26 protein-coding genes are annotated in these 20,992 nt (G+C 72.1%); 16 read left to right on the top strand and 10 right to left on the bottom strand.

Translation table 11 applies throughout. From position 1 onward, the window contains the following. Positions 1-4: 4 nt before the first annotated feature. From ACRAWB_RS16335 to ACRAWB_RS16320, 4 genes are read right to left on the bottom strand one after another with little or no spacing between them, the layout of a single operon-like run. Complete coding sequence (locus ACRAWB_RS16335; RefSeq protein ID WP_431354282.1) at positions 5-913, bottom strand: bifunctional methylenetetrahydrofolate dehydrogenase/methenyltetrahydrofolate cyclohydrolase; 909 nt, start codon at positions 911-913, stop codon at positions 5-7. Positions 914-950: 37 nt separating this feature from the next. After that, complete coding sequence (locus ACRAWB_RS16330; protein WP_431354281.1) at positions 951-1,076, bottom strand: hypothetical protein; 126 nt, start codon at positions 1,074-1,076, stop codon at positions 951-953. After that, entirely contained in the window at positions 1,043-2,383 is a 1,341-nt protein-coding gene (locus tag ACRAWB_RS16325) for an MFS transporter (protein WP_431354280.1), read from the bottom strand. The genes ACRAWB_RS16330 and ACRAWB_RS16325 overlap by 34 nt, the downstream gene beginning before the upstream one ends. After that, entirely contained in the window at positions 2,383-2,820 is a 438-nt protein-coding gene (locus ACRAWB_RS16320; protein ID WP_431354279.1) for a MarR family winged helix-turn-helix transcriptional regulator, read from the bottom strand. Before ACRAWB_RS16320 ends, ACRAWB_RS16325 begins: the two co-directional genes overlap by 1 nt. A 54-nt stretch (positions 2,821-2,874) precedes the next feature. Between ACRAWB_RS16320 and ACRAWB_RS16315 the strand changes: the two genes are divergently transcribed. The 5 genes from ACRAWB_RS16315 (at position 2,875) to ACRAWB_RS16295 (ending at position 6,485) form a co-directional block, all read left to right on the top strand. Continuing rightward, a complete protein-coding gene (locus tag ACRAWB_RS16315; protein WP_431354278.1) occupies positions 2,875-3,423 on the top strand; it encodes a cysteine hydrolase family protein in 549 nt (182 codons plus the stop codon). Positions 3,424-3,533: 110 nt separating this feature from the next. Further along, a complete protein-coding gene (locus ACRAWB_RS16310) occupies positions 3,534-4,655 on the top strand; it encodes an endo-1,4-beta-xylanase (RefSeq protein WP_431354277.1) in 1,122 nt (373 codons plus the stop codon). A 263-nt stretch (positions 4,656-4,918) separates the two neighbouring features. Beyond that, positions 4,919-5,329 (top strand): hypothetical protein, encoded by a 411-nt coding sequence (locus tag ACRAWB_RS16305; RefSeq protein ID WP_431354276.1) that lies wholly within the window; start codon positions 4,919-4,921, stop codon positions 5,327-5,329. Continuing rightward, positions 5,326-5,721: a VOC family protein gene (locus tag ACRAWB_RS16300; RefSeq protein WP_431354275.1), complete on the top strand. Its 396-nt coding sequence runs from the start codon at positions 5,326-5,328 to the stop codon at positions 5,719-5,721. The genes ACRAWB_RS16305 and ACRAWB_RS16300 overlap by 4 nt, the downstream gene beginning before the upstream one ends. A gap of 92 nt (positions 5,722-5,813) precedes the next feature. Continuing rightward, positions 5,814-6,485 (top strand): alpha/beta hydrolase, encoded by a 672-nt coding sequence (locus tag ACRAWB_RS16295; RefSeq protein ID WP_431354534.1) that lies wholly within the window; start codon positions 5,814-5,816, stop codon positions 6,483-6,485. Positions 6,486-6,559: 74 nt separating this feature from the next. Here ACRAWB_RS16295 and ACRAWB_RS16290 read toward each other — a convergent pair whose 3' ends face one another. After that, positions 6,560-7,216, bottom strand: a complete 657-nt coding sequence (locus tag ACRAWB_RS16290) for a fasciclin domain-containing protein (RefSeq protein ID WP_431354274.1) — start codon at positions 7,214-7,216, stop codon at positions 6,560-6,562. 129 nt (positions 7,217-7,345) lie between these two features. On the opposite strand from ACRAWB_RS16290, the gene ACRAWB_RS16285 reads away from it, so the two are divergent. After that, complete coding sequence (locus ACRAWB_RS16285; protein ID WP_431354273.1) at positions 7,346-8,890, top strand: molybdopterin-dependent oxidoreductase; 1,545 nt, start codon at positions 7,346-7,348, stop codon at positions 8,888-8,890. Positions 8,891-8,939: 49 nt separating this feature from the next. Beyond that, positions 8,940-9,620, top strand: a complete 681-nt coding sequence (locus ACRAWB_RS16280) for a DedA family protein (protein WP_431354272.1) — start codon at positions 8,940-8,942, stop codon at positions 9,618-9,620. A 3-nt stretch (positions 9,621-9,623) separates the two neighbouring features. Here ACRAWB_RS16280 and ACRAWB_RS16275 read toward each other — a convergent pair whose 3' ends face one another. Beyond that, on the bottom strand, positions 9,624-9,995 hold the full coding sequence (locus ACRAWB_RS16275) for a cupin domain-containing protein (protein ID WP_431354271.1): 372 nt from the start codon (positions 9,993-9,995) through the stop codon (positions 9,624-9,626). A gap of 52 nt (positions 9,996-10,047) precedes the next feature. Between ACRAWB_RS16275 and ACRAWB_RS16270 the strand changes: the two genes are divergently transcribed. The 6 genes from ACRAWB_RS16270 to ACRAWB_RS16245 all read left to right on the top strand — a co-directional run bounded on the left by ACRAWB_RS16270 (position 10,048) and on the right by ACRAWB_RS16245 (position 15,359). Continuing rightward, positions 10,048-11,571 (top strand): ATP-dependent DNA ligase, encoded by a 1,524-nt coding sequence (locus tag ACRAWB_RS16270; RefSeq protein ID WP_431354533.1) that lies wholly within the window; start codon positions 10,048-10,050, stop codon positions 11,569-11,571. Between the two features lie 31 nt (positions 11,572-11,602). Beyond that, positions 11,603-12,580, top strand: a complete 978-nt coding sequence (locus ACRAWB_RS16265; protein ID WP_431354270.1) for a Gfo/Idh/MocA family protein — start codon at positions 11,603-11,605, stop codon at positions 12,578-12,580. A gap of 79 nt (positions 12,581-12,659) precedes the next feature. Continuing rightward, on the top strand, positions 12,660-13,406 hold the full coding sequence (locus ACRAWB_RS16260) for a 3-hydroxybutyrate dehydrogenase (RefSeq protein ID WP_431354269.1): 747 nt from the start codon (positions 12,660-12,662) through the stop codon (positions 13,404-13,406). Next, entirely contained in the window at positions 13,403-14,185 is a 783-nt protein-coding gene (locus ACRAWB_RS16255) for an alpha/beta fold hydrolase (RefSeq protein ID WP_431354268.1), read from the top strand. The genes ACRAWB_RS16260 and ACRAWB_RS16255 overlap by 4 nt, the downstream gene beginning before the upstream one ends. Then, a complete protein-coding gene (locus tag ACRAWB_RS16250; protein ID WP_431354267.1) occupies positions 14,182-14,310 on the top strand; it encodes a hypothetical protein in 129 nt (42 codons plus the stop codon). The genes ACRAWB_RS16255 and ACRAWB_RS16250 overlap by 4 nt, the downstream gene beginning before the upstream one ends. After that, positions 14,307-15,359, top strand: coding sequence for an alpha/beta hydrolase (locus ACRAWB_RS16245; protein WP_431354266.1), 1,053 nt, complete (start codon positions 14,307-14,309; stop codon positions 15,357-15,359). The genes ACRAWB_RS16250 and ACRAWB_RS16245 overlap by 4 nt, the downstream gene beginning before the upstream one ends. Here the strand turns inward: ACRAWB_RS16245 and ACRAWB_RS16240 are convergent. The 3 genes from ACRAWB_RS16240 to ACRAWB_RS16230 are packed head-to-tail and all read right to left on the bottom strand — an operon-like array spanning position 15,352 to position 16,759. After that, complete coding sequence (locus ACRAWB_RS16240) at positions 15,352-15,864, bottom strand: GNAT family N-acetyltransferase (RefSeq protein WP_431354265.1); 513 nt, start codon at positions 15,862-15,864, stop codon at positions 15,352-15,354. The two genes, ACRAWB_RS16245 and ACRAWB_RS16240, sit on opposite strands and share 8 nt — an antisense overlap. After that, complete coding sequence (locus ACRAWB_RS16235) at positions 15,857-16,126, bottom strand: DUF1778 domain-containing protein (protein ID WP_431354264.1); 270 nt, start codon at positions 16,124-16,126, stop codon at positions 15,857-15,859. The genes ACRAWB_RS16240 and ACRAWB_RS16235 overlap by 8 nt, the downstream gene beginning before the upstream one ends. 30 nt (positions 16,127-16,156) lie before the next feature. Continuing rightward, complete coding sequence (locus ACRAWB_RS16230) at positions 16,157-16,759, bottom strand: TetR/AcrR family transcriptional regulator (protein WP_431354263.1); 603 nt, start codon at positions 16,757-16,759, stop codon at positions 16,157-16,159. A gap of 79 nt (positions 16,760-16,838) precedes the next feature. On the opposite strand from ACRAWB_RS16230, the gene ACRAWB_RS16225 reads away from it, so the two are divergent. The 3 genes from ACRAWB_RS16225 to ACRAWB_RS16215 all read left to right on the top strand — a co-directional run bounded on the left by ACRAWB_RS16225 (position 16,839) and on the right by ACRAWB_RS16215 (position 20,325). Then, on the top strand, positions 16,839-17,873 hold the full coding sequence (locus ACRAWB_RS16225; protein WP_431354262.1) for an agmatine deiminase family protein: 1,035 nt from the start codon (positions 16,839-16,841) through the stop codon (positions 17,871-17,873). Then, a complete protein-coding gene (locus ACRAWB_RS16220) occupies positions 17,870-19,570 on the top strand; it encodes an amidase (RefSeq protein ID WP_431354261.1) in 1,701 nt (566 codons plus the stop codon). The genes ACRAWB_RS16225 and ACRAWB_RS16220 overlap by 4 nt, the downstream gene beginning before the upstream one ends. 167 nt (positions 19,571-19,737) lie before the next feature. Next, complete coding sequence (locus tag ACRAWB_RS16215) at positions 19,738-20,325, top strand: M15 family metallopeptidase (RefSeq protein ID WP_431354260.1); 588 nt, start codon at positions 19,738-19,740, stop codon at positions 20,323-20,325. Positions 20,326-20,340: 15 nt separating this feature from the next. Here the strand turns inward: ACRAWB_RS16215 and ACRAWB_RS16210 are convergent, their stop codons facing one another. Next, positions 20,341-20,970: an NAD(P)-dependent oxidoreductase gene (locus ACRAWB_RS16210; RefSeq protein WP_431354259.1), complete on the bottom strand. Its 630-nt coding sequence runs from the start codon at positions 20,968-20,970 to the stop codon at positions 20,341-20,343. Positions 20,971-20,992: the final 22 nt, after the last annotated feature.

Raw genomic sequence — 20,992 nt, 5'->3', positions numbered from 1 at the left:
GCGGCTACTGCACCGACGTCAGCCGCACCAGATTCCGCGCGGCCATCGCGATGGTGAGCGGCCCGACGCGTGGGACGAAGACGCTCGCCCTCTCGCGGACCGACGGGTCGAAGTTGGTGAACTCGGCCACATCCACGCAGATCGCGCCCTCGCGGATCTCGTCGCCGCGGATGAGCTCGAACGAGCGCGACGGCACCGCCGAGATCACGACGTCGGCGGTCGCCAGCGCTTCCGCCCGGGTCACCCCGGAGTCGCGCACGTCGTGCGTGTGGCGGCCGATCGCCGGTTCGAAAGTGACGGAGCCGGTGAGGTCGAGGGAGTGGACGAGCGCGCCGTCGTTGGCGAGCATGGCGGCGAGCGGGCGTCCGACCAGCTCGCTGCGGTTGATGACGCAGGCGGTGACGCCGGCGAGGGGCGCGCTCGGGTCGGTGCCGCGCATCCCGGCCTTCTGCAGCAGCTTCAGGATGGCGAGCGGCGTGCACGGGAGGATCGCGCGGACCGAGCGGTCCGGGTCCACGAACCGCTGGTTCTCGTAGAGGAGGCGGCTCCAGAAGGAGTGCATCCCCTCGACGTCCTTGCGCGGGTCGACGAGCTCGCGCAGCCAGCGGTCGCCGCGCGGGTCGGTCAGCGGGTAGTAGAGGAAGACGCCGTCGACCTCCGGGTCGAGGTTGGCGTCGGCGACGGCCGCCTCCACCGCGTCGGGCGCGACGTGACGCAGGTCGAACTCGATGCCGACGTCCTGGAAGCCGCGGCCCGCGAAGCGCGCGTACGTCGCCGCGGGTCCGGTCTCCTGGCCGAGCAGGCCGACGACCCGGAGCGAGCGGCCGTCGGCGGCGAGGCGCGTGACATCCTCCCGCACCTGCGCGCGGAACTCCGCGGCCACGCCGGACGGATCGAGTTCGGTCGCGGTCATGCCGCCTCCACCACACGTGCGCTCATAGGCAACGAGCCTAATCGGCCTTCGCGGCGCCCTGCTCCGCGGGCTCCGGCGTCCGCCGCTCCTCGCGCCCGATCGAGCGCAGGCTGCGGTCGAGCACCGTGATCAGGAGGAAGACGATCGAGATGCCGATGACCACCCAGCCGAGCACGTGCAGTCCCCGGTGGTCGCCCGCTCCCCGTACACGTTGCCGTAGACGACGGAGGCGACGATCGCGCCCAGATAGAAGAAGGTGCGCAGCAGACCGGCCGAGGAAGCGATCCGCTCGGGCTCCGCCTGGTGGTAGAGCGTGTTCTGGATCGCGAGGTTGTTCAGCCCCTGGGGGATGCCCAGCACCAGCATCGTGACGACGAGGTACCAGATCGGCGTCGCCCCGGTCATGAACAGCACGAGGACGCCCGCGGCGAGCTGGGCCACGGAGCCGATGAGCAGCTTCCTCAGCACCTCGGGGCGGCGCCCGAACGCCAGGGCGACGGCGATCCCGGCGGCGAAGACCGGCAGCAGCACGAGACCCGCGGCGGTCGGGTCGAGCGAACGGCCGTTCTCCAGCCACTGCGTGAAGCCGTAGACGAACGTGTACGAGATGGTCGCCGTCAGCAGCGAGCGTGTGTACGTCAGCAGCAGGGGCCCGTTGCCGCCGAGCACCCGGAGGTCGATGAACGGCGAGTCGACGCGCAGCTCCCGCCACACCAGGGCGACGCCGGCGACCACCGCGATCGGGATCAGCCACAGCGTCCCGACGGAGATGTTCTGCAGGAAGATCAGCAGAGCCAGCATGGCGACCGCGAAGAACAGGATGCCGAGGCCGTCGATGCGCGGCCGCTCGTCGCGCGACGGCTCCAGTCCCGTGCGCCGCGGCAGCAGGATCGCGCCGAGCACCACGCTCACGATGCCGAGCGGGAGATTCACGGCGAAGGTGGCTCGCCATCCCCACGCCCCGATGAGCAGGCCGCCGAGCGTCGGGCCGACCACCGCGACGGTCTGGGTGGTCACCGACAGGATGGTGAGGATGACCGCGGGCGACGCGACGCCCGTCCGCTGTCCCTCCGCCCGGATCAGGTGCATGGCCGCGGGATAGCCGGCGCAGGTGCCGAGGCCGAGCACGACGCGGGCGGCGACCAGCCACCAGACGCTGTCGTGCGACTCCGGGATGAGGAGGCCGATCGCCCCGGCGACCGCGACCAGGGCGCCGCCGACGAGGTACAGCCGCTTCACACCGAAGATGTCGACGAGCCGCCCGACCAGCGGCTGCCCGATCGCCGTGGCGAGGTACAGCGCCGAGACCAGCCACACGGTCTCGGACGCCGGCGCCCCGAGCGCGATGCCGATCGGTGCGAGTGCGACGGCGATGATCGCCGTGTTGATCGGGTTGAGCACCGCGCCCACCATCATGGGCGCGAGCAGCCGGCGGTCGAAGCGGCCGGCCGGTGCGGGCTTCAGGGCCATCAGTCGAGGATCCGTTCCAGGATGGATGTAGCGGCGGCGAGCGTCATGAGCTCCGCCCGGGAGACCTGTTCGGCGAGCGCCTGCTCCAGCCAGGCGACACCGGCCTCCCTCTGACCCGCTATCTGCGCCCATCCCACCTCGGTCAGGTCGACGATCTGGCGGCGGCCGTCGTTCGGGTCCTGACTGCGAGTGACGAAGCCGAGACCTTCGAGCGCTTCGACGATCGCGGCCATCGACTGCGGCCGGACGCGTTCGGCGAGCGCGAGGGCGCTGACCGTCGAGACGCCGCCCTTGCCGAGCCGTGAGAGCGCGGACGCCTGCGACGGCGTGATGTCGTCGTTCGTGGTCTCGCGGAGCTTGCGGAGCAGCCGGGCGAGCATGGCGCGGAGGTCGACGGCGGTCTGCCGCGGGGTGACGTCGGGGTGCTCGCTGGTCATATAGACAGTCTAGACTGCACAGTTGTACCTGTCGAGATTCCGAAAGGATGCCCAATGACCTCCGCCCTGCTCCTCTGCGACTTCCAGAACGGCATCGCCGGCCGACCCGGGATGGAGGGGGCCGTGGACGCGGCAGCGCGCGCGCTCGACGCGGCCCGGACGCGCGGCATCCCGGTGATCTTCGTCCGGGTCGCCTTCCGCCCCGGCTACCCGGAGGTGGCCGCCTCCAACCTGTCGTTCTCCGCACACGCGGCATCCGCCGGCGACCTGATGCACGTCGACAGCCCGTACACGCAGATCGTCGACGCGCTCGCGCCGGGCGAGGAGGAGCCGGTCGTCGTGAAGAAGCGCATCTCGGCGTTCGCCGGCAGCGACCTCGACGTGCTGCTGCGCGGCCTCGGCGCCGACGAGCTGGTGATCGGCGGCATCTCGACCAGCGGCGTCGTGCTGTCCACCGTCCGCCAGGCCGCCGACCTCGACTTCCGGCTCGCCGTGCTGGCGGACGCGTGCGCCGACGCCGACCCGGAGGTGCACCGCGTGCTCACCGAGAAGGTGTTCCCGCGGCAAGCGGCGGTGGTGACGGTGGACGAGTGGGTCGGGTAGCCGCCGCGTTCCGCTGGCGAAGGCCGCTTTTCCAAAAATTTGACACCCCTTCGAGGGTGGAATTAGGTGGGTCGCGCAACAAATTCCGACCGATACGAAGGAGTATCAGCGTGACCTCTCGCATCAGAACCGGCCTGATCGCCGCCGCCGTCCTCGGCGCCGGGGCCGTCATCCTCGCCCAGGGCGCCGCTTTCGCCGCGCCGCCCGCCGCTCCGCCCGGACACCAGCCGCGCGTCCCCGCCGACTCGCTGCGCGCGCTCGGCGACGCCGTGGGCCTGCGGATCGGGACCGCGGTGGACATGGACGCGCTCGCATCCGACGCCGCCTACCGCGACATCACCGCGAATCAGTTCTCGACCGTCACGGCCGAGAACGCGATGAAGTGGGAGAGCGTCGAGCCCTCGCCGGGCGTCTACAACTGGGGGCCGGCCGACCAGCTCGTCACCTTCGCCCAGCAGAACGGCCAGCTCGTCCGCGGCCACACGCTCGTCTGGCACAACCAGCTCCCGGCGTGGCTGAACGCCGCACTCCCCGGCATGAGCACGGAGGAGGTGCGCGCCCTGCTGAAGAAGCACATCCAGGATGAGGTGGGCCACTTCAAGGGCAAGATCTGGCAGTGGGACGTCGTGAACGAGGCGTTCAACGACGACGGCACCCCGCGCGACACGATCTGGCTGCAGAAGCTCGGGCCGGGATACATCGCCGACGCGTTCCGGTGGGCGCACGAGGCCGACCCGAAGGCGCTCCTCTTCTACAACGACTACAACATCGAGTTCACCGGGCCCAAGAGCAATGCGGCCTACGCCCTCGTGCAGCAGCTGCAGAAGGAGGGCGTGCCGATCGACGGCGTCGGCTTCCAGACGCACCTCGACACCCAGTACGGCCTCCCCGATCTGAAGGCGAACCTGGAGCGCTTCGCCGCGCTCGGGTTGAAGGTCGCCGAGACCGAGGTGGATGTGCGCACGACGCTGCCGGTGACCCCGGTCGAGCAGACGGCGCAAGTGGGGGCGTACATGTCCACGCTGCAGGCGTGCCTCGCGGTGCGTGCGTGCATCTCGTACACGATCTGGGGCTTCGGCGACGCGTACTCGTGGGTGCCGGCGGTCTTCCCCGGTGAAGGCGCAGCGCTGATCTACGACGAGAACCTGCAGCCCAAGCCGCAGTACGCCGCGCTACAGGACACCCTGGCCCTGGCGTCGGGCGCGCCCGGCCACACCGGCCCGCGGCGCTGACCGTCACGATTCGTGCCGAATGCGCGGAATGGCGCGCCCAGACCGTGCATTCGGCACGAATCCCGCTCCCCGAGACGACGCATCCATTACTAGCCTGGCTAGCGATAGGCTGTTGCGCAGACGAGCAGAGGGAGAACCCGCACGATGGCGCAGTTGTCAGCGATCCAAGACCGTCTGCGGGACCTCCTCGCCGCCGAGCGGGGCTCGAGCGGCTGCTCGATCCGCAGCCCTCGTGGTACCCCGTCCTGCTCCGCCAGCTCGAGGTGGCCATCGGCGACCAGCGGATCGTCTACCTCGGCGCCGCCGCGGCATCCGGTCTCTCGACGGTGACGCTCCGCGTGGGCGTCTTCACCGACCGCATCGTGGTCGCAGCGGAGGTCATCGACGACGGGACGCCCGGCGCCCAGGTCGTCACCCGCGTCGAGAGCCGCGCCGGCCTGCTCCGCTTCGAGCTCTCCGGCGGGTCCGAGGCGGACAACGCCGACGAGTCGTCCTGGTCCAGCGGCTTCCGCATCCGCGCCTTCTACCAGTCGGGCCTCACCGTGACGGTGCCGGCCAACATCGTGGACACGGAGGCCAAGCGGGTGTCCGTCCGCGCCGTCCTGGACGGCATCCGGAAGGACCTGCAGGCACGTCCCGGTGACCCGCCGACGACTTGGGACGACGAGTCATGATCTCCTCGGCCGTCTACCTGAGCTACCGTGACGCCCCCGGCGCGATCGCGTGGCTGGAGGCGATCGGCTTCGACGTCCTCCAACGTCAAGACGCTCCCGACGGGTCGGTCGGCCACAGCGAACTCCGACTCGCCGACACCGTCGTGATGCTGGCCACCGACCCGGTCGCTGTCGAGCCTCCCCTGGCCGGCAACTCGACCGGCGTGGGCACGTACCTCGTCACCCCGGACGTCGACGGGATGTTCGCACGCGCCGTCGAGGCCGGCGCGACCGTCGTGTTCCCACCCGAGGACACGGAGTGGGGCAGCCGCCGGGCGCGAGTGCTCGACCCCGGCGGACGGGAGTGGAGCTTCGGCTCGTACCGCCCGGGCGAGCAGTGGTCGCCGAGTTAGTCAGCCAGCTTACTTTCTCGTAGGATGGGGCCGTGAACCGCCCTCGTCACCGCATCCGCAACGCCGTCATCGCCGTGGTCGGCGTCCTCGCCATGATCGTGGTCGGTTTCCTCGCCTGGGTCTCGACCCCGATGATGGGCGACCGGACCGCCGCTCTTGAAGCGTGGCGCGATCCAGCGGTGAGCATCCACGACGCCGGCGACGCGGTCGTGATGGAGCCGACCGGCAAGGCCTCCGGGACGGGACTCGTCTTCGTGCCGGGCGCTCTCGTCGACCCCTACGCCTACCTCTACAAACTGTCGGGCGCGGTGGCGGAGACCGGGCTGACGGTCGTCATCACCAAGCCGACCCTCAACCTGGCGTTCTTCGACCAGCGGCCGCTCAGCACGTTCACCGCCCACGCGCCCGACGTGGACGAGTGGTACGTCGGCGGGCACTCCCTCGGCGGGGTGCGCGCCTGCCAGCTCGCGGACGACCCGGCGGTGAAGGGCCTCATCCTCTTCGGCTCGTACTGCGCGAACGACGTCTCCGGGACGGACCTGCGTGTGCTGTCGATCGGCGGCAGCCGCGACGGGCTGAGCACACCCGCGAAGATCGCCGCCGCGCGGCACCTGCTGCCGCCGGATGCCGAGCTGGTCGAGATCGACGGGATGAACCACGGCCAGTTCGGAGACTACGGGCCGCAGTCCGGCGACGGCGTTGCCACCATCGACGACCGGGCCGCGCAGGAGCGGCTGACGGAGGCGCTGGCGGCGTTCCTCTAGGGACGCCCTGGCACGAACGCGAAGAACCGGCCGCGCAGCGATCGCCGCACGGCCGGTTCCGGGGATGGAGCCGGTTACTTCGCCGGGGGCATCAGCACCGAGTCGATGAGGTACACGGTCGCGTTGGCGGTGTGCACGCCGCCGCAGATCACGTTCGCGTCGTTGACCTTGAGGGAGTCGCCGGAGCCGCTGACGGTGACGTCCGAGCCCTCCACGGTCTTGTGGGTGCCCACGATCTCCTTCGGCGAGAGCTGTCCGGGGACCACGTGGTAGGTGAGGATCGAGGTCAGCGTGGCCGCGCCGGCATCCGTCTTCAGGGTGTCGATGGTGGCCGGGTCGATCTTCTTGAAGGCGTCGTCGACCGGGGCGAACACGGTGAACTGGCCGCCGTTGAGGGTGTCGACGAGGTTCACGTTCGCGTTCAGCTTGCCGGAGACGGCGGCGACCAGCGTGGTCAGCAGCGGGTTGTTGCTCGCCGCGGTGGCCACCGGGTCCTCGGCCATGCCGGCGACCGAGCCGGCGCCCGACGGGACCGCCTTGGCGTAGTCGGCGCAGCCCGGGCCGACCAGGTCGGCTGCCGGGTCCATCGACGCCGTGGCGGACGGAGTGGACGACTCCATCGGCGCGCTGGTGTCGCTGGAGGAGGTGCCGGCTCCCGAGGAGCAGGCGGTGAGGGCGAGGGCCGCGGCGGCCAGGATGCCGGCTGCGGCGAGACGGGCGGTGGATCGCATGTTCTCTTCTCCTTCGAGAGGTGGTGCCGTTTGTGAGACCCCCTCAGCGGGCGGTCATCTGGGGTTCGGGGCCCGGTGGGAATCGGATTGGATGCAATCCGCGACCGGTCGTCGCGACGAACCACGGGCATGACGAGATCGAGGATCGGTACGGTCGCCCTGGCGGCGCTGGCGGGGGTCGTGAGCGGGGGCGTGTTCCTGGCCGCAGCCGAACTGGTCGCGCTGATCGCAGCCCGGGAGGCGGGGCCCATCCTCGCGGTCGGCTCCTTCGTGATCGACATCGTGCCCCGGTGGGCCAAGGAGCTCGCGATCGAGCTCTTCGGATCCAACGACAAGCTGTTCCTGCTCGCCTCGCTCGGCGCCGCCGTGCTGGTGGCGTCGGCGGTGGCCGGCGTTCTCGAACTGTGGCGGCGGTGGGTCGGCGCCGCGCTGTTCGCGGTCGCCGGAGTCGCCGCCGTGGTCGCCACCGTGACCCGCGCTGGAGCGAGCCCGCTCGCGTTCCTGCCGTCGGCGGTCGGCGCGGCGGCGGGCGCGGTCGTGCTCCACCTGCTCGTCGGCCGCCTGCACCGCTGGCGCGACCGCGCCGCGGACGACGCGGAGGCCGGCGTCGACCGCCGCCGGTTCCTCCTCTTCACCGGCGTCGCGGCCGTCGGAGCCGTCGTCGCCGGGGTCGGCTCGCGCCTCGGATCGGCGGCCACCTCGTCCATCGCCGCGATCCGCGCCGCGGTGAAGCTGCCCGCGCCGGCGTCGCGCGTGCGGATCCCCGAGGGCGCCGACCTGAAGGTGCCGGGGCTCTCGCCGCTGTTCACACCGAACCGCGACTTCTACCGGGTGGACACGGCCCTCACCGTCCCCTCGGTCGACCCGGCCGCCTGGCGGCTGACGATCGACGGGATGGTCGAGAAGCGCATCCAGCTGAGCTTCCAGGACCTGCTCGACATGGGACTCGACGAATACGCCGTGACCCTGACCTGCGTCTCCAACGAAGTCGGCGGCAACCTCATCGGCACCGCCCGCTGGCTGGGCGTGCCCGTCCGCGACGTGCTCGCGCTCGCCCGGCCGCGGTCGGGCGCCGACATGGTGTTGTCCCGCAGCGTCGACGGCTTCACGGCGAGCACCCCGCTGAGCGCACTGACCGACGCTCACAGGGACGCCATCCTCGCCGTCGGCATGAACGGCGAGCCCCTGCCGCTCGAGCACGGCTTCCCGGTCCGGATGGTCGTCCCCGGTCTGTACGGCTACGTCTCGGCGACCAAATGGCTGACCGAGCTGAAGGTCACCACCTTCGCCGCCGACCAGGCGTACTGGACGCCGCGCGGCTACAGCGCGAAGGCACCGATCAAGCTCTCCAGCCGCATCGATACTCCGCGGGTCGACAAGACCGTGAGCGCCGGCGCCACGACGATCGCCGGGGTCGCCTGGGCGCAGACGGTCGGCATCCGGAAGGTCGAGGTCCGGATCGACGGCGGACCGTGGCAGGAGGCGAAGCTCTCGAACCCGATCAACGCCGACACCTGGGTGCAGTGGTCACTGGATTGGGACGCGACCGCGGGCGGCCACACCCTCGCCGTGCGCGCGACCGACAGCGCCGGACGGCTGCAGGAGGAGAAGCGGGCGCCGATCGCTCCGAACGGGTCGACCGGCTGGCAGCAGACCTTCGTGCGCGTGGTCTGACCGGCCCGCGTCCACGCCCCTCCCATCCCGGCGGGGTACGGTCGGCGCCATGACGGGAACGACCATCGCCGCAACCGCCGCACCGGAAGAACTCGGGGGGATCGCCGGCCTGGCCGCGCGCGTGATGACCGCCCTCGGCGAGTTCGGGGTGGGGGTGTGCGCGCTGGCCGAGGTGGTGTTCCCGCCCATCCCGAGCGAGGTCATCCTGCCGTTCGCCGGGTTCCTGGCGTACCAGGGGTCGATGAACGTGGTGCTCGTGCTGCTCGCGGCGACGCTCGGCAGCTTCGCCGGGGCCGTCATCCTGTATCTTCTCGGCCGCCGGCTGGGCGAGGAGCGCGCAGTGCGGCTGCTCGCGCGACTGCCCCTGGTGGACGAGTCCGACTTCCGATCGTCGGCGGAGTGGCTGCGTCGCCACGGCCGCGGCGCCGTGTTCTTCGGCCGTCTGGTGCCGCTGGTCCGCAGTCTGATCTCCCTTCCCGCGGGCGCGACCCGGATGCCGTTCGGCCGGTTCGCGCTCTTCACGCTCGCGGGCACGCTTCTGTGGAACGCGCTGCTCGTCGGCGCGGGCTTCGCCCTCGGGACGCAGTACCACCTCGTCGAGCGCTACACGGAATACCTCGACGTCGTCATCTACGCCGCCGTCGGGCTGACGCTGGGCTGGCTGGTGCTGCGTCGCATCCTGCGGGTGCGCGCTTCGCGGCGAGATCCGGAGGGCGGCGAGTCGGAGTGACCGTCAGGCCTGGGGCAGCTCGCGGACCTCTGCCGTGCGCTCCCCCGGCTGGTCGCCGGTGTTGACCGTGCCCGCCCGCTCCACCATGACCACGAGCGCTTCCTCGTCGGCCCGCGGGCAGTGCTCGACTCCCGCCGGAACGACGTAGACGTCGTTCGGTCCCAGCTCCACGTCACCGTCGCGGAGCTGGAGGGTGAGCCGGCCGTCGACTACCAGGAAGAGCTCGTCGCTGTCCGGGTGCGTGTGCCAGACGAACTCGCCGTGCAGGCGGGCGACCTTGACGTCCTGGTCGTTGACGCTGACGAGGCGGTGGGGCTGCCACGGTTCGGGGATGTGATCGAAGGCGGCGAGGACGTTCCGGACGGGTGCGGTCATGACGCCAGCCTATGGTCCCGCTGCTGTCGGCGGCCGGTGGTTGTATGGAGGCGTGCTCCTCGACGCGCTCGTGACGACGGCCGAGACCGTCGCATCCACCCGGTCCCGGCTGGCGAAGGTGGATGCGCTCGCCGCGCTGCTCGCCCAGCTTCAGCCCGACGAGATCGCCCCGGCGGTCGGCTTCCTGGTCGGCAGGGCGCGGCAGGGCCGCGTGGGCGTCGGCTGGCGCGGGCTCAGCGGCGCGATGGGAAGCCCGGCCGATGAGCCGACGCTGACGGTGGACGACCTGGATGCGCTGCTCGACCGGCTCGCCGCGCTCTCGGGCGCCGGGTCGGCGACCGAGCGCAACCGCGTCCTCCGCGAGTTCACCGCGCGGGCGACGGAGCGGGAGCAGGACTTCATCGCCCGCGTGCTCCTCGGCGAGATGCGCACCGGCGCGCTCGAGGGCGTCCTCATGGATGCGATCGCGCGCGCGTCCGACCGCGGCGGCGAGTCCGTCCGCCGTGCGGCGATGCTGTCCGGCGACCTCGGCGAGACCGCGCGGCTCGCCCTCACGGGCACGGCGGAGGAACTGGACGCGGTCGGCCTGCAGGTGGGACGGCCGGTGCTGCCGATGCTCGCCGCCTCCGCGCCGACACCGACCGAGGCCCTGGCGACGACCGGCGAGGCGTCGGTCGAGTACAAGCTCGACGGCGCGCGCATCCAGGCGCACCGGCACGGGGACGACGTGCGCGTCTTCACCCGCAACCTGGCCGACATCACGCACCGCCTGCCCGAAGTGGTCGAGGTGGTCCGGCGGCTGCCGGTGCAGGATGTGATCCTCGACGGCGAGACGCTGTCCCTCGATGAGGAGGGCGCGCCGCGGCCGTTCCAGGAGACGATGAGCCGCTTCGGCGCCGAAGCCGCGCGCGAAACGATGTTGCATCCGTGGTTCTTCGACGTGCTGCATGTCGATGGCCGCGACCTCCTGGACGAGCCTCTGTCTGTGCGGATGGCCGAGCTGGAGCGCGTCGCGGGCGAGCACCGCATCCCCGGCGAGATCACGGCCGACCCCGAGGTCGCCGAGCGCGTCTCGCGGGAGGCGCTGGCGGCCGGTCAGGAGGGCGTCGTCGTGAAGGCGGTCGACTCGCCCTACGCGGCCGGGCGTCGCGGGTCGAGCTGGGTGAAGGTCAAGCCCGTTCACACCTACGACCTCGTCGTGCTGGCGGTGGAATGGGGATCGGGACGGCGGCAGGGGCTGCTGTCGAACATCCACCTGGGCGCCCGCGACCCCGAGGGCGCGTACGGGGAGCCGGGCGGTTTCGTCATGGTCGGCAAGACGTTCAAGGGCCTGACCGACAAGCTGCTCGCCTGGCAGACCGAGCACTTCCAGGAGATCGAGGTGCGGCGGACGGCCGGGACGGTGTGGGTCGCGCCGACGACCGTGGTCGAGATCGCGATCGACGGTGTCCAGCGGTCGAGCCGCTACCCCGGCGGCATCGCCCTCCGCTTCGCGCGCGTGAAGCGCTACCGCGACGACAAGGACGCTGGCGAGGCCGACACGATCGAAACGCTCCGCGGGCTGCTGCGGGAGTAGCGGGCGCCGGAGCCGTCGGTACGATGACCGCATGACGACCTCCTCCCCCGCGTGGGGCATCCTGGGCACGGGCGGCATCGCCGGCGCCATGACGCGCGACCTGCAGCTCGACGGCCACACCGTCACGGCGGTCGGATCGCGCAGCCCCGAGTCCGCCGCCCGCTTCGCCGCCGCGCACGGCATCCCGCGCTCGCACGGCAGCTACGAGGAGCTGGTGGCCGATCCGGACGTGGACGTCGTCTACATCGCGACCCCGCATCCGCAGCACGCTCCCAACGCCCTGCTCGCGCTGGCGGCCGGCAAGCACGTGCTCGTGGAGAAGCCCTTCACCATGGACCAGGCCGAGGCGCAGGCGATCGCCGACGCGGCCGCCGCGAACGGCCTCGTCGCGCTCGAGGCGATGTGGACACGATGGCTGCCCCACATGGTGCGGCTGCAGGAGATCGTGAGCGACGGCACCCTCGGCGAGCTCCGCTCCGTCATCGCTCACCACGACCAGCGGACGAACCCCGATCCCGAGGGTCGGATGCTCAACAAGGCGCTCGGCGGCGGCGCGCTGCTCGACCTCGGGATCTATCCGGTGTCGTTCGCGTGGGATGTGCTCGGCGCCCCGGACCAGGTGCTCGCCCTGTCGACGCCGACCGCGACCGGGGTCGATCGGCAGACGTCGATCCTGCTCGGCTACGAGAGCGGCGCCCAGGCGGCGCTGACCACCACCCTCGATGCGGCGGGCGACAACAGCGCGACCGTGCTCGGTACCGACGCCCGCGTGGAGCTCGACGCCACCTTCTACGCGCCGACGAGCTTCCGCGTCGTCGACCCGGCCGGTCGCGTGCTGGAGACCTACGAGTCCCGCATCGACGGGCGCGGGATGCAGTACCAGGCGCGCGCGATCGAGCGGCTGATCGCGGCCGGCGGTGGAGAGGATGCACGGCTGCCGCTGTCGCAGTCGGTCGCGATCATGGGCACGCTCGACACCATCCGCGAGCGCATCGGCCTCACCTACTGATCCGGTGCCCTTCCGCGCGCCCGACGCCCGGCGTTAGAGTGCGGCTAGGGCCGCGGCCCAGCGGGAAGGAGCGTCGAGGATGACCGATCTCACCGGGCGGAGGGCGCTCGTCACCGGCGGCGCGAGCGGCATCGGGCTGGCATGCGCCGAGGCGTTGGCGGCGGCCGGCGCGCACGTGACGATCGCCGACCTGAACGGCGACGCGGCTCGCGAGGTCGCGAAACGGCTCCGTGGCGACGCGTGGGAGGTCGACCTGTCGAAGACCGTCGAGCTCGCGCAGGCGCCGGTCGACACCGACATCCTCGTCAACAACGCGGGCATCCAGACCGTGAGGCCGATCCAGGAGTTCGAACCGGAGACGTTCGCGCTCATGCTGCGGATCATGGTGGAGGCGCCGTTCCTCCTCATCCGCGCCGCGCTCCCCCGGATGTACGACCGCGGCTTCGGCCGGATCATCAACATCTCCAGCGTCCACGGGCTGCGCGCGAGCGAGTACAAGTCGGCCTACGTGACCGCAAAGCACGCGCTCGAGGGACTGTCGAAGACGACCGCGCTCGAGGGCGGCCCGCACGGCGTCACCTCCAACTGCATCAATCCCGGCTACGTGCGCACGCCGCTGGTCGAGAAGCAGATCGCGGACCAGGCGCGGCTGCACGGCATCCCCGAAGAGGATGTGGTCGAGAAGGTCATGCTGACCGAGGCCGCGATCAAGCGGCTGGTCGAGCCGGCCGAGGTCGCAAGCCTCGCGCTGTGGCTGGCCGGCGACGACGCGGGGATGGTCACCGGAGCCAGCTACACGATGGACGGCGGCTGGAGCGCACGGTGACGGCGCCCGTCCCGTTCACCGCCCCTGTCGACGGCGGGGAGCTGGCCGGCGGCGTCTGGAACACGGACGTCCCGGGCGCGCCGCTGCTCGCCATCCACGGCATCACGGCGAACCACCTCGCCTGGGCGCGGGTCGCCTCCGCGCTGCCGGGGACGCGCATCATCGCGCCCGACCTGCGCGGTCGTGGCCGCAGCGGCGGGCTGCCCGGCCCGTTCACGCTGAACCACCTCGCCGACGATCTGGCCCGGGTACTGGATGCGCTCGACGTCCCCCGGGTGGCGGTGGCGGGTCACTCCATGGGCGGCTTCGTCGCTGTGCGGTTCGCGGAGCGCCACCCGGACCGCGCCGAGAGCCTGGCCCTCATCGACGGCGGCCTGCCGCTCCCCTGGCCGGCGGACATCCCCGCCGAGGACCTGCCAGCGGTCGTCCTGGGACCCGCCCTCGAACGGCTGCGTCGCACGTTCGCGTCACCGGCCGCCTACGAGGACTTCTGGCGGCAGCATCCCGCGATCGGCCCGTGGTGGAACGATACTTTCGCCGACTACGTCGCCTACGACCTCGTCGGCGAGGCGCCCGCCCTGCGGTCGAGCGTCAGCGAGGCGGCCGTGTCGGTGAACGCGCTGGAGCTGTACGGCGAGGACGGGTACACGGAGGCGTTGGCCGCGCTGCGGCTCCCGATCGCGTTCGTCCGGGCGCCGCGGGGCCTTCTCGACGGCCCCCGCTCTACCCGCCGGAGGTCGTGGCGGAGTGGCGTGAGCGGCTGCCCGGGATGCGCGTGAGCGAGGCCGACGACGTGAACCACTACACGATCCTGATGACCGACGACGGAATCCGGCAGATCCTCCCGCTGCTCGAAGCGTCCACCCCCACCCCGAATCGCCACCCGAAGGAGACACCCGCATGACCGGAACGCTGCTGCCGGGCATCGACGCCCGCACCGTCCGCACCGACCGCTACACCGCCAACGTCCTTGAGCGCCCCGCCGACGGAGACGCGCTCCAGACCGTGCTGTTCGTGCACGGCAACGTCTCGTCGTCGCTGTTCTGGCAGCCGCTGATGCTGTCGCTGCCCGCCGGCATCCGCGCGCTCGCGGTCGACCTCCGCGGCTTCGGCGACAGCGAGGTGCTGCCGGTGGATGCGACGCGCGGCGTCCGCGACTTCTCCGACGACGTCGCGGCGGTCGCCGACGAGCTGGGCCTCGGTGCCGCGCACATCGTCGGCTGGAGCCTCGGCGGCGGCGTGGTCATGCAGCTGCTGCTCGACCGGCCCGACTTGGTCGCCAGCCTGACGCTCGTCTCGCCGGTCTCGCCGTACGGCTTCGGCGGCACGGCGCTGGACGGCTCCCTGCTCAACGCGGACGCGTCCGGCACCGGAGGCGGCGGCGCGAACCCCGACTTCGTGGCCCGGCTCGCAGCGGGCGACACCGGCGAGGAGTCGCCGACCTCCCCGCGCGCGGTCTACCGCTCGTCGTACGTCGCGCCCGGCTTCGAGTCCGAGTACGAGGACCTGTGGGTGGAGTCGATGCTGTCCACGGCCACCGGCCCCGACAACTACCCCGGCGACGCCAGCGCCTCCGACCACTGGCCCGGCTTCGCGCCCGGCACGCGCGGCATCCTGAACACGCTCGCGCCGACCTACTTCGATACGTCCGCCATCGTGGACGCGCCGGCCAAGCCGCCGATCCTGTGGCTGCACGGCGACGTGGACGCGATCGTCGGCGACGCGTCGATCTTCGACCTCAACCAGCTCGGCGCGGCAGGCGTGATCCCGGGCTGGCCGGGCGAGGAGGTCGCACCGCCGCAGCCGATGCTGGCGCAGACCCGCGCCGTGCTGGACCGCTACGCCGAGACCGGAGGCCGGACGCGCGAGGTCGTCTTCGAGAACTGCGGCCACTCGGCCCACATCGAGAAGCCGGACGAGTTCCGGGCGGAGCTGCTGGCGTGGATCAGGTGAGGGACCGGGCGCTCGCCAGGGCATCCGCGACCCGGAGGTACAGCGTCCGTTCGCCCGAGGGGAAGCGCGTGAAGCCGAAGCGCTCGTAGAACGCGGCGGCGCCGTCGTCCTTGGCGTGGACGACGATCGCGCGCATGCCGATGGTCTGAGCGACGCGGACCGACTGCGCGACCGCGTGCTGCAGAAGCGAGGCGCCGAGTCCCTTACCCGCATCGCGGGTGTCGACGGCGAGGCGCCCGATGAGCACGACCGGGATGGGGTCGGGCATGTTCCTGGCGAGCCGCCCGGGCGCCTCCGCGCGGATCAGCGACCCTGCGGCCAGGCAGTAGAAGCCGCAGACCCGCTCTGTCCCGGAGGCGACCGAGACGAAGGTGCGCGAGGCACCGTTCGCGTCGGTGTGACGTGCCCACCCGCGCAGCCACCGGTCGAGCTCGGGGCTACCGCAGGAGAACTCGGAGACGACGTCGCCCGCCCGCAGCGCGCGAGGAGCCTCGTAGTCAGTCACGGAAGACGGAAGGGCGGCGGAGCAGGTCGACGAGGCCGGGGATCGGACGTGCGGGCTCGTCGAGGACAGCCAGGAAGGCGTCGAACGCCTCGGCATCCATGGTCAGCTGGTGGTTGCGGCGGATCACCTCGTGAGCGTGCTCGGTCAGCGCCTGCGTCGAGAAGTCAGTCACCGAGCGGCCCTCGAGCGCGGCGGCCTGCTCGATGAGCTCCTTCTGCTCGCCGCTCACCCGCAGCTCGAGGCGCTTGTCCTTCACACTCATGCGACCAGTGTACGGCAATCCGCCGTACACTCAATCGAGCGCCCCGCGCCGCAACCCCAGCATCCCCTCCACCGCGCGCGCCAACACCGGCCCCCGGTCACCACCGCCCCAGCGCACCAGCGCCTGCGCGTTCAGCCCGTCGATCATCCCCAGCAACTGCCACGCAGCCTGCGCCGGGTCGTCGGCGTGGAACTCGCCGGCCTCCACGCCCTCCTGCATGATGCCGAGGATGAGCTCCTGCCACGCATCCATCTGCTCGCGCACCGCCTCGGCGAGCGCTTCGTTTCGGCGGCCGAGCGCCCAGGCCTCCACCCAGACCAGGGTGACGTCGTCGCGCGTACCGTCGAGCAGGGTGCGGAGCAGCACCGCGAGCCGCTGCGTCGGGCCGTCGGCACCGGCGAGCAGCGTGCGCACCTCGGCCAGCTCCGCGCCGACGACCGCGGCGAAGGCCGACGCGACCAGCGCGTCCATGGCGGGGTGGTAGTGCGCGACGAGGGCGGGGGTCACTCCCGCGCGCCCCGCGACGCCGCGCAGCGTGACCGCGGCGAGGCCGTCGGACAGCGCGAGGTCGCGCGCGGCGGTGGCCAGCTCGGTGCGGCGCTCAGCCGGCGGGCGGCGGGGGGCTCTTGACATCGTCCGCCCAGTATAGGTACTTTCTTCACAACTATTGATCGCACGATCAATAAAATGTCGCCGACCGATGGAGGACTCGATGACCTGGCGCATGCCCGCCGAGACGGCACCCCACGAGCGCACCTGGATGGCGTTCCCGCGCGCCGGCCTCACCCTCGGCGACGACGCCGCCTCCGCCGAGGAGGCCTACGCGTCCTGGACCGCTGTCGCCCACGCGGTCGCCGAGTACGAACCGCTCACCATGGTCGTCGACCCGACCGAGCGCGACCGCGCCCGGCGGATGCTCGGCAGCCACATCGAGCAGGTGGAGGCGCCGCTCGACGAGTTCTGGATGCGCGACTTCGGCCCCACCTTCGTCGTCGACGACGAGCGCCCCGGCGTGCTCGGCGCGGTCGACTGGACGTTCAACGGCTGGGGCGACCCGGAGTGGGCGGAGTGGCGGAAGTCCGCCGAGATCGCCCGTTTCGTCGCGGAGCGCACCGGCGCCGAGCTCATCAGCTCCCTCCTCGTCAACGAGGGCGGCGGCATCCACGTCGACGGCGAGGGGACGGTTCTGCTCACCGAGACGGTGCAGCTCGACCCGCGGCGCAACAAGTACGCCGACAAGGCGCGCGTCGAGGCGGAGATGGCCCGCACCATCGGCGCGACCCACGCGATCTGGCTGCCGCGGGGCCTCACCCGCGACTACGACGATTTCGGCACGAACGGCCACGTCGACATCGTGGCGACCATCCCGTCCCCCGGCACCCTCCTGCTCCACACGCAGCGCGACCCGGAGCACCCCGATTACGAGGTCTCGCGCGAGCTGCGCGCGATGCTGGCCGAGACGACGGATGCGGCGGGCCGCAGCTGGGACATCGTCGAGCTCCCCGCGCCGGCGACCCTCCGCGACGAGGAGGGCTTCGTCGACTGGAGCTACGTCAACCACCTGGTCGTCAACGACGGCGTCGTGGCCTGCGGCTTCGGCGAGGAGAAGGCGGACGCCGAGGCGACCGAGATCCTGGAAGCGGTCTATCCGGGTCGCCGCGTCACCATGGTGGACTCGCGCCCGATCTTCGCGCGCGGTGGCGGCATCCACTGCATCACCCAGCAGCAGCCGGCGGTGAACGCATGACGTTCGACGTGGTCGAGGCCTCCATCGCCGAGCTGCGGCGAGCGCTCGAGGCCGGAGAGACGACCAGCGAGGAGCTGGTGACGGCGTACCTGGCGCGGATCGACGCCTACGACGCAGCGGGTCCGCGGCTGAACGCCGTGGTCGTCCGCAACCCGGACGCCCTGGCGGAGGCGCGCGCATCGGACGAGCGCCGGGCACGCGGCGAGACGCGGGGACCGCTCGACGGCATCCCCTACACGGCGAAGGACAGCTACCTCGCTCGCGGCCTGACCGCCGCCGCCGGCTCGCCCGCGTTCGAGCACCTGGTCGCGCAGCGCGACGCCTTCACGATCGAGCGGCTGCGTGCCGGCGGGGCGATCCTGCTGGGGCTCACGAACATGCCGCCGATGGCCAACGGCGGGATGCAGCGCGGCGTCTACGGCCGCGCCGAGTCCCCGTACAACGGCGACTACCTGACGGCTGCGTTCGGGTCGGGATCCTCGAACGGCTCGGGCACGGCGACCGCGGCGAGCTTCGCGGCCTTCGGGCTCGGCGAGGAGACGTGGTCCTCCGGGCGCGCCCCCGCATCCAACAACGCCCTCTGCGCGTACACGCCGTCGCGCGGGATCATCTCGGTGCGCGGCAACTGGCCGCTGGTGCCGACGATGGATGTGGTGGTGCCGCACACGCGGACGATGGCCGACCTGCTCGACGTGCTCGACGTCATCGTCGCGGACGACGTCGAGACGCGCGGCGACTTCTGGCGGGCGCAGCCGTGGGTGCCGCTGCCCGCGGCGTCGGAGCTCCGGCCCGCGTCGTATCCGGCGCTCGCGGAGGGCGCGTCGCTCGCCGGCCGCCGCGTGGGCGTCCCGCGCATGTACATCAACGCCGACCCCGAGGCCGGGACCGCCGAGCACCCGGGCATCGGCGGCCCGACCGGGCAGCGGATCGAGACCCGCGACTCCGTCATCGCCCTGTGGGAGGCGGCCCGCCGCGACCTCGAGGCCGCCGGTGCGACCGTTGCGGAGGTCGACTTCCCCGTGGTCTCGAACTACGAGGGCGACCGACCGGGCGCGCCGACGATCGCGACGCGCGGGCTCGTCAGCCGCGAGTTCCTGCGCCGCGAGATCGTCGACCTGTCGGCGTGGGCGTGGGACGACTTCCTCGACGCGAACGGCGACCCCGCGCTGCGAACCCTGGCCGACGTCGACGGCGCGCGCATCTTCCCGCAGCCCGAGGGCGCTCTGCCCGACCGGTACACCGGGTTCGAGGACGACATCGCCGACTACCCCGCCTGGGTGCGGGAGCACCCCGGGACGACGTTGGACAGCATCCCGGAGCTGGCCGACGGACTGCGCGGACTCGAGGAGACCCGCCGCGTCGACCTGGAGGAGTGGATGGACGGGCTCGGCCTCGACGCCGTCGTCTTCCCCGCCGTGGCCGACGTGGCGCCGGCGGACATGGACGTGAACCCGGCCTCGGCAGACCTCGGCTGGCGCAACGGCGTGTGGGTCGCGAACGGCAACCTGGTGCCGCGGCACCTCGGCATCCCGACCGTCACGGTGCCGATGGGCACCATGGCGGACATCGGGATGCCCGTCGGGCTGACGTTCGCCGGCCGCGCCTACGACGACGCGCGCCTGCTCGCCCTCGCCGCCGCCTTCGAGGCGACCGGCCGCCGCCGCACCGCCCCGCCGCGCACCCCGCCCCTCCCCTAGCCGCCGAGCACAGGAAAGACGTCGCCGATCGCGCCGGATCGCGACGTTTTTCCTGTGCCCGCGGGCTGGGCGCCACTCGATAGAGGGGGCGGGGTCGGTCTCGGGAGGGATGCGGATGGGTCGCGGGAGGGACGCGCGCGGCGCGCACGGGCTGCGAGCGTGGAGGCATGCACTCCACGAACCGTTTCATCGGCGCCGCGTCCGCCCTCCTGCTCGCCGCCGCCCTCGCTGGATGCGCGGCGGGCGGCAGCGCCGCCATGGCGCGACCCGCGAGCCTCCCCGCGGCCGGCGGCGCCACCACCGCGGACGGCCTCACCGACGACGACGGCTACATCCCCGACGGCAGCTCCCTGAGCCTCGACAGCGACCTCCCCGCCGTCGCGCGCCTCGACCCCGCGCTGCTCGCCGCCCTCCGCGACGCGCAGGAGTCCATGCGGCGCGAGGGCGCCGGCCACGACATCACCATCGCCGACGGATGGCGCTCCGAGCGGTACCAGGAGCACCTGTTCGCGCAGGCGGTCCAGCAGTACGGCAGCGAGGAGGAGGCCGAGAAGTGGGTGAAGCGCGGAAGCGACTCGGCCCACGTCCGCGGCGAGGCGGTCGACATCGCCGACGCCGGCGCGATGGACTACCTCAACCGCTTCGGCAACGCCTGGGGCCTGTGCCAGACGTATGCCAACGAGGCGTGGCACTTCGAGCTGCGCACCGAGCCGGGCGGTGAGTGCCCGGCTCAGTCCGCCGACGGGCGCGGCTGACGACCCGAGCGGACCTCAGCCCGCGATCCCGACCGCGGCGCGCTCGGTCTCTGGACGCTGCAGGCTGGCGAGCATCGCATCCGCCAGGTCCGCCCGCGACACGGTGAAGCCGCGCGGGACGCTGCCGCCGATGCGGGTGCGATAGTTTCCGGTCGCGCGCCCCGAGGTGAGCATCGGCGGCCGGAACGCGGTCCACACGGCGTCCGACTCCCGCAGCGACCGCTCCATCTCGCGGAGGTCGTCGTACACGGGACGCAGGAGCACGCCGATCAGCGGCAGGGCGATCCGCCGGCTGATGAAGCTGTCGTCGGCCGGCGGCGGCTCGACGGGTGCCGCGCTGATGACGACGAGCCGCAGCCCGGTCCCCTCCGCAGCCCGGAGGATCGCGCGGGTTGCGGGCGCCGCCACCGGTGCGTCCGCACGCTTGCGCGGCCCGACGCCCGAGAGGGCGGCGTCCGCCCCGGCGAGCGCGGCGCGCACCGCCGCCGTGTCGTCGAGCGAGGGTACGACGCGGACGTCGGCACGCGCATCCACGTCGTCGGAGGGCCGGCGCAGGACGACCGTCACATCGTGTCCCTGCTCGAGCGCCTGGTGGGTGATCAGCCGGCCGGTCTGTCCGCTGGCTCCGAAGATGGTCAGTCTCATGTCGTCATGCTAGGTGATAGTC

This window comes from Leifsonia poae (assembly GCF_050632865.1).
Classification (GTDB): Bacteria; Actinomycetota; Actinomycetes; order Actinomycetales; family Microbacteriaceae; genus Leifsonia; species Leifsonia poae_B.
This window is presented reverse-complemented; position numbering and strand designations above follow the sequence as displayed.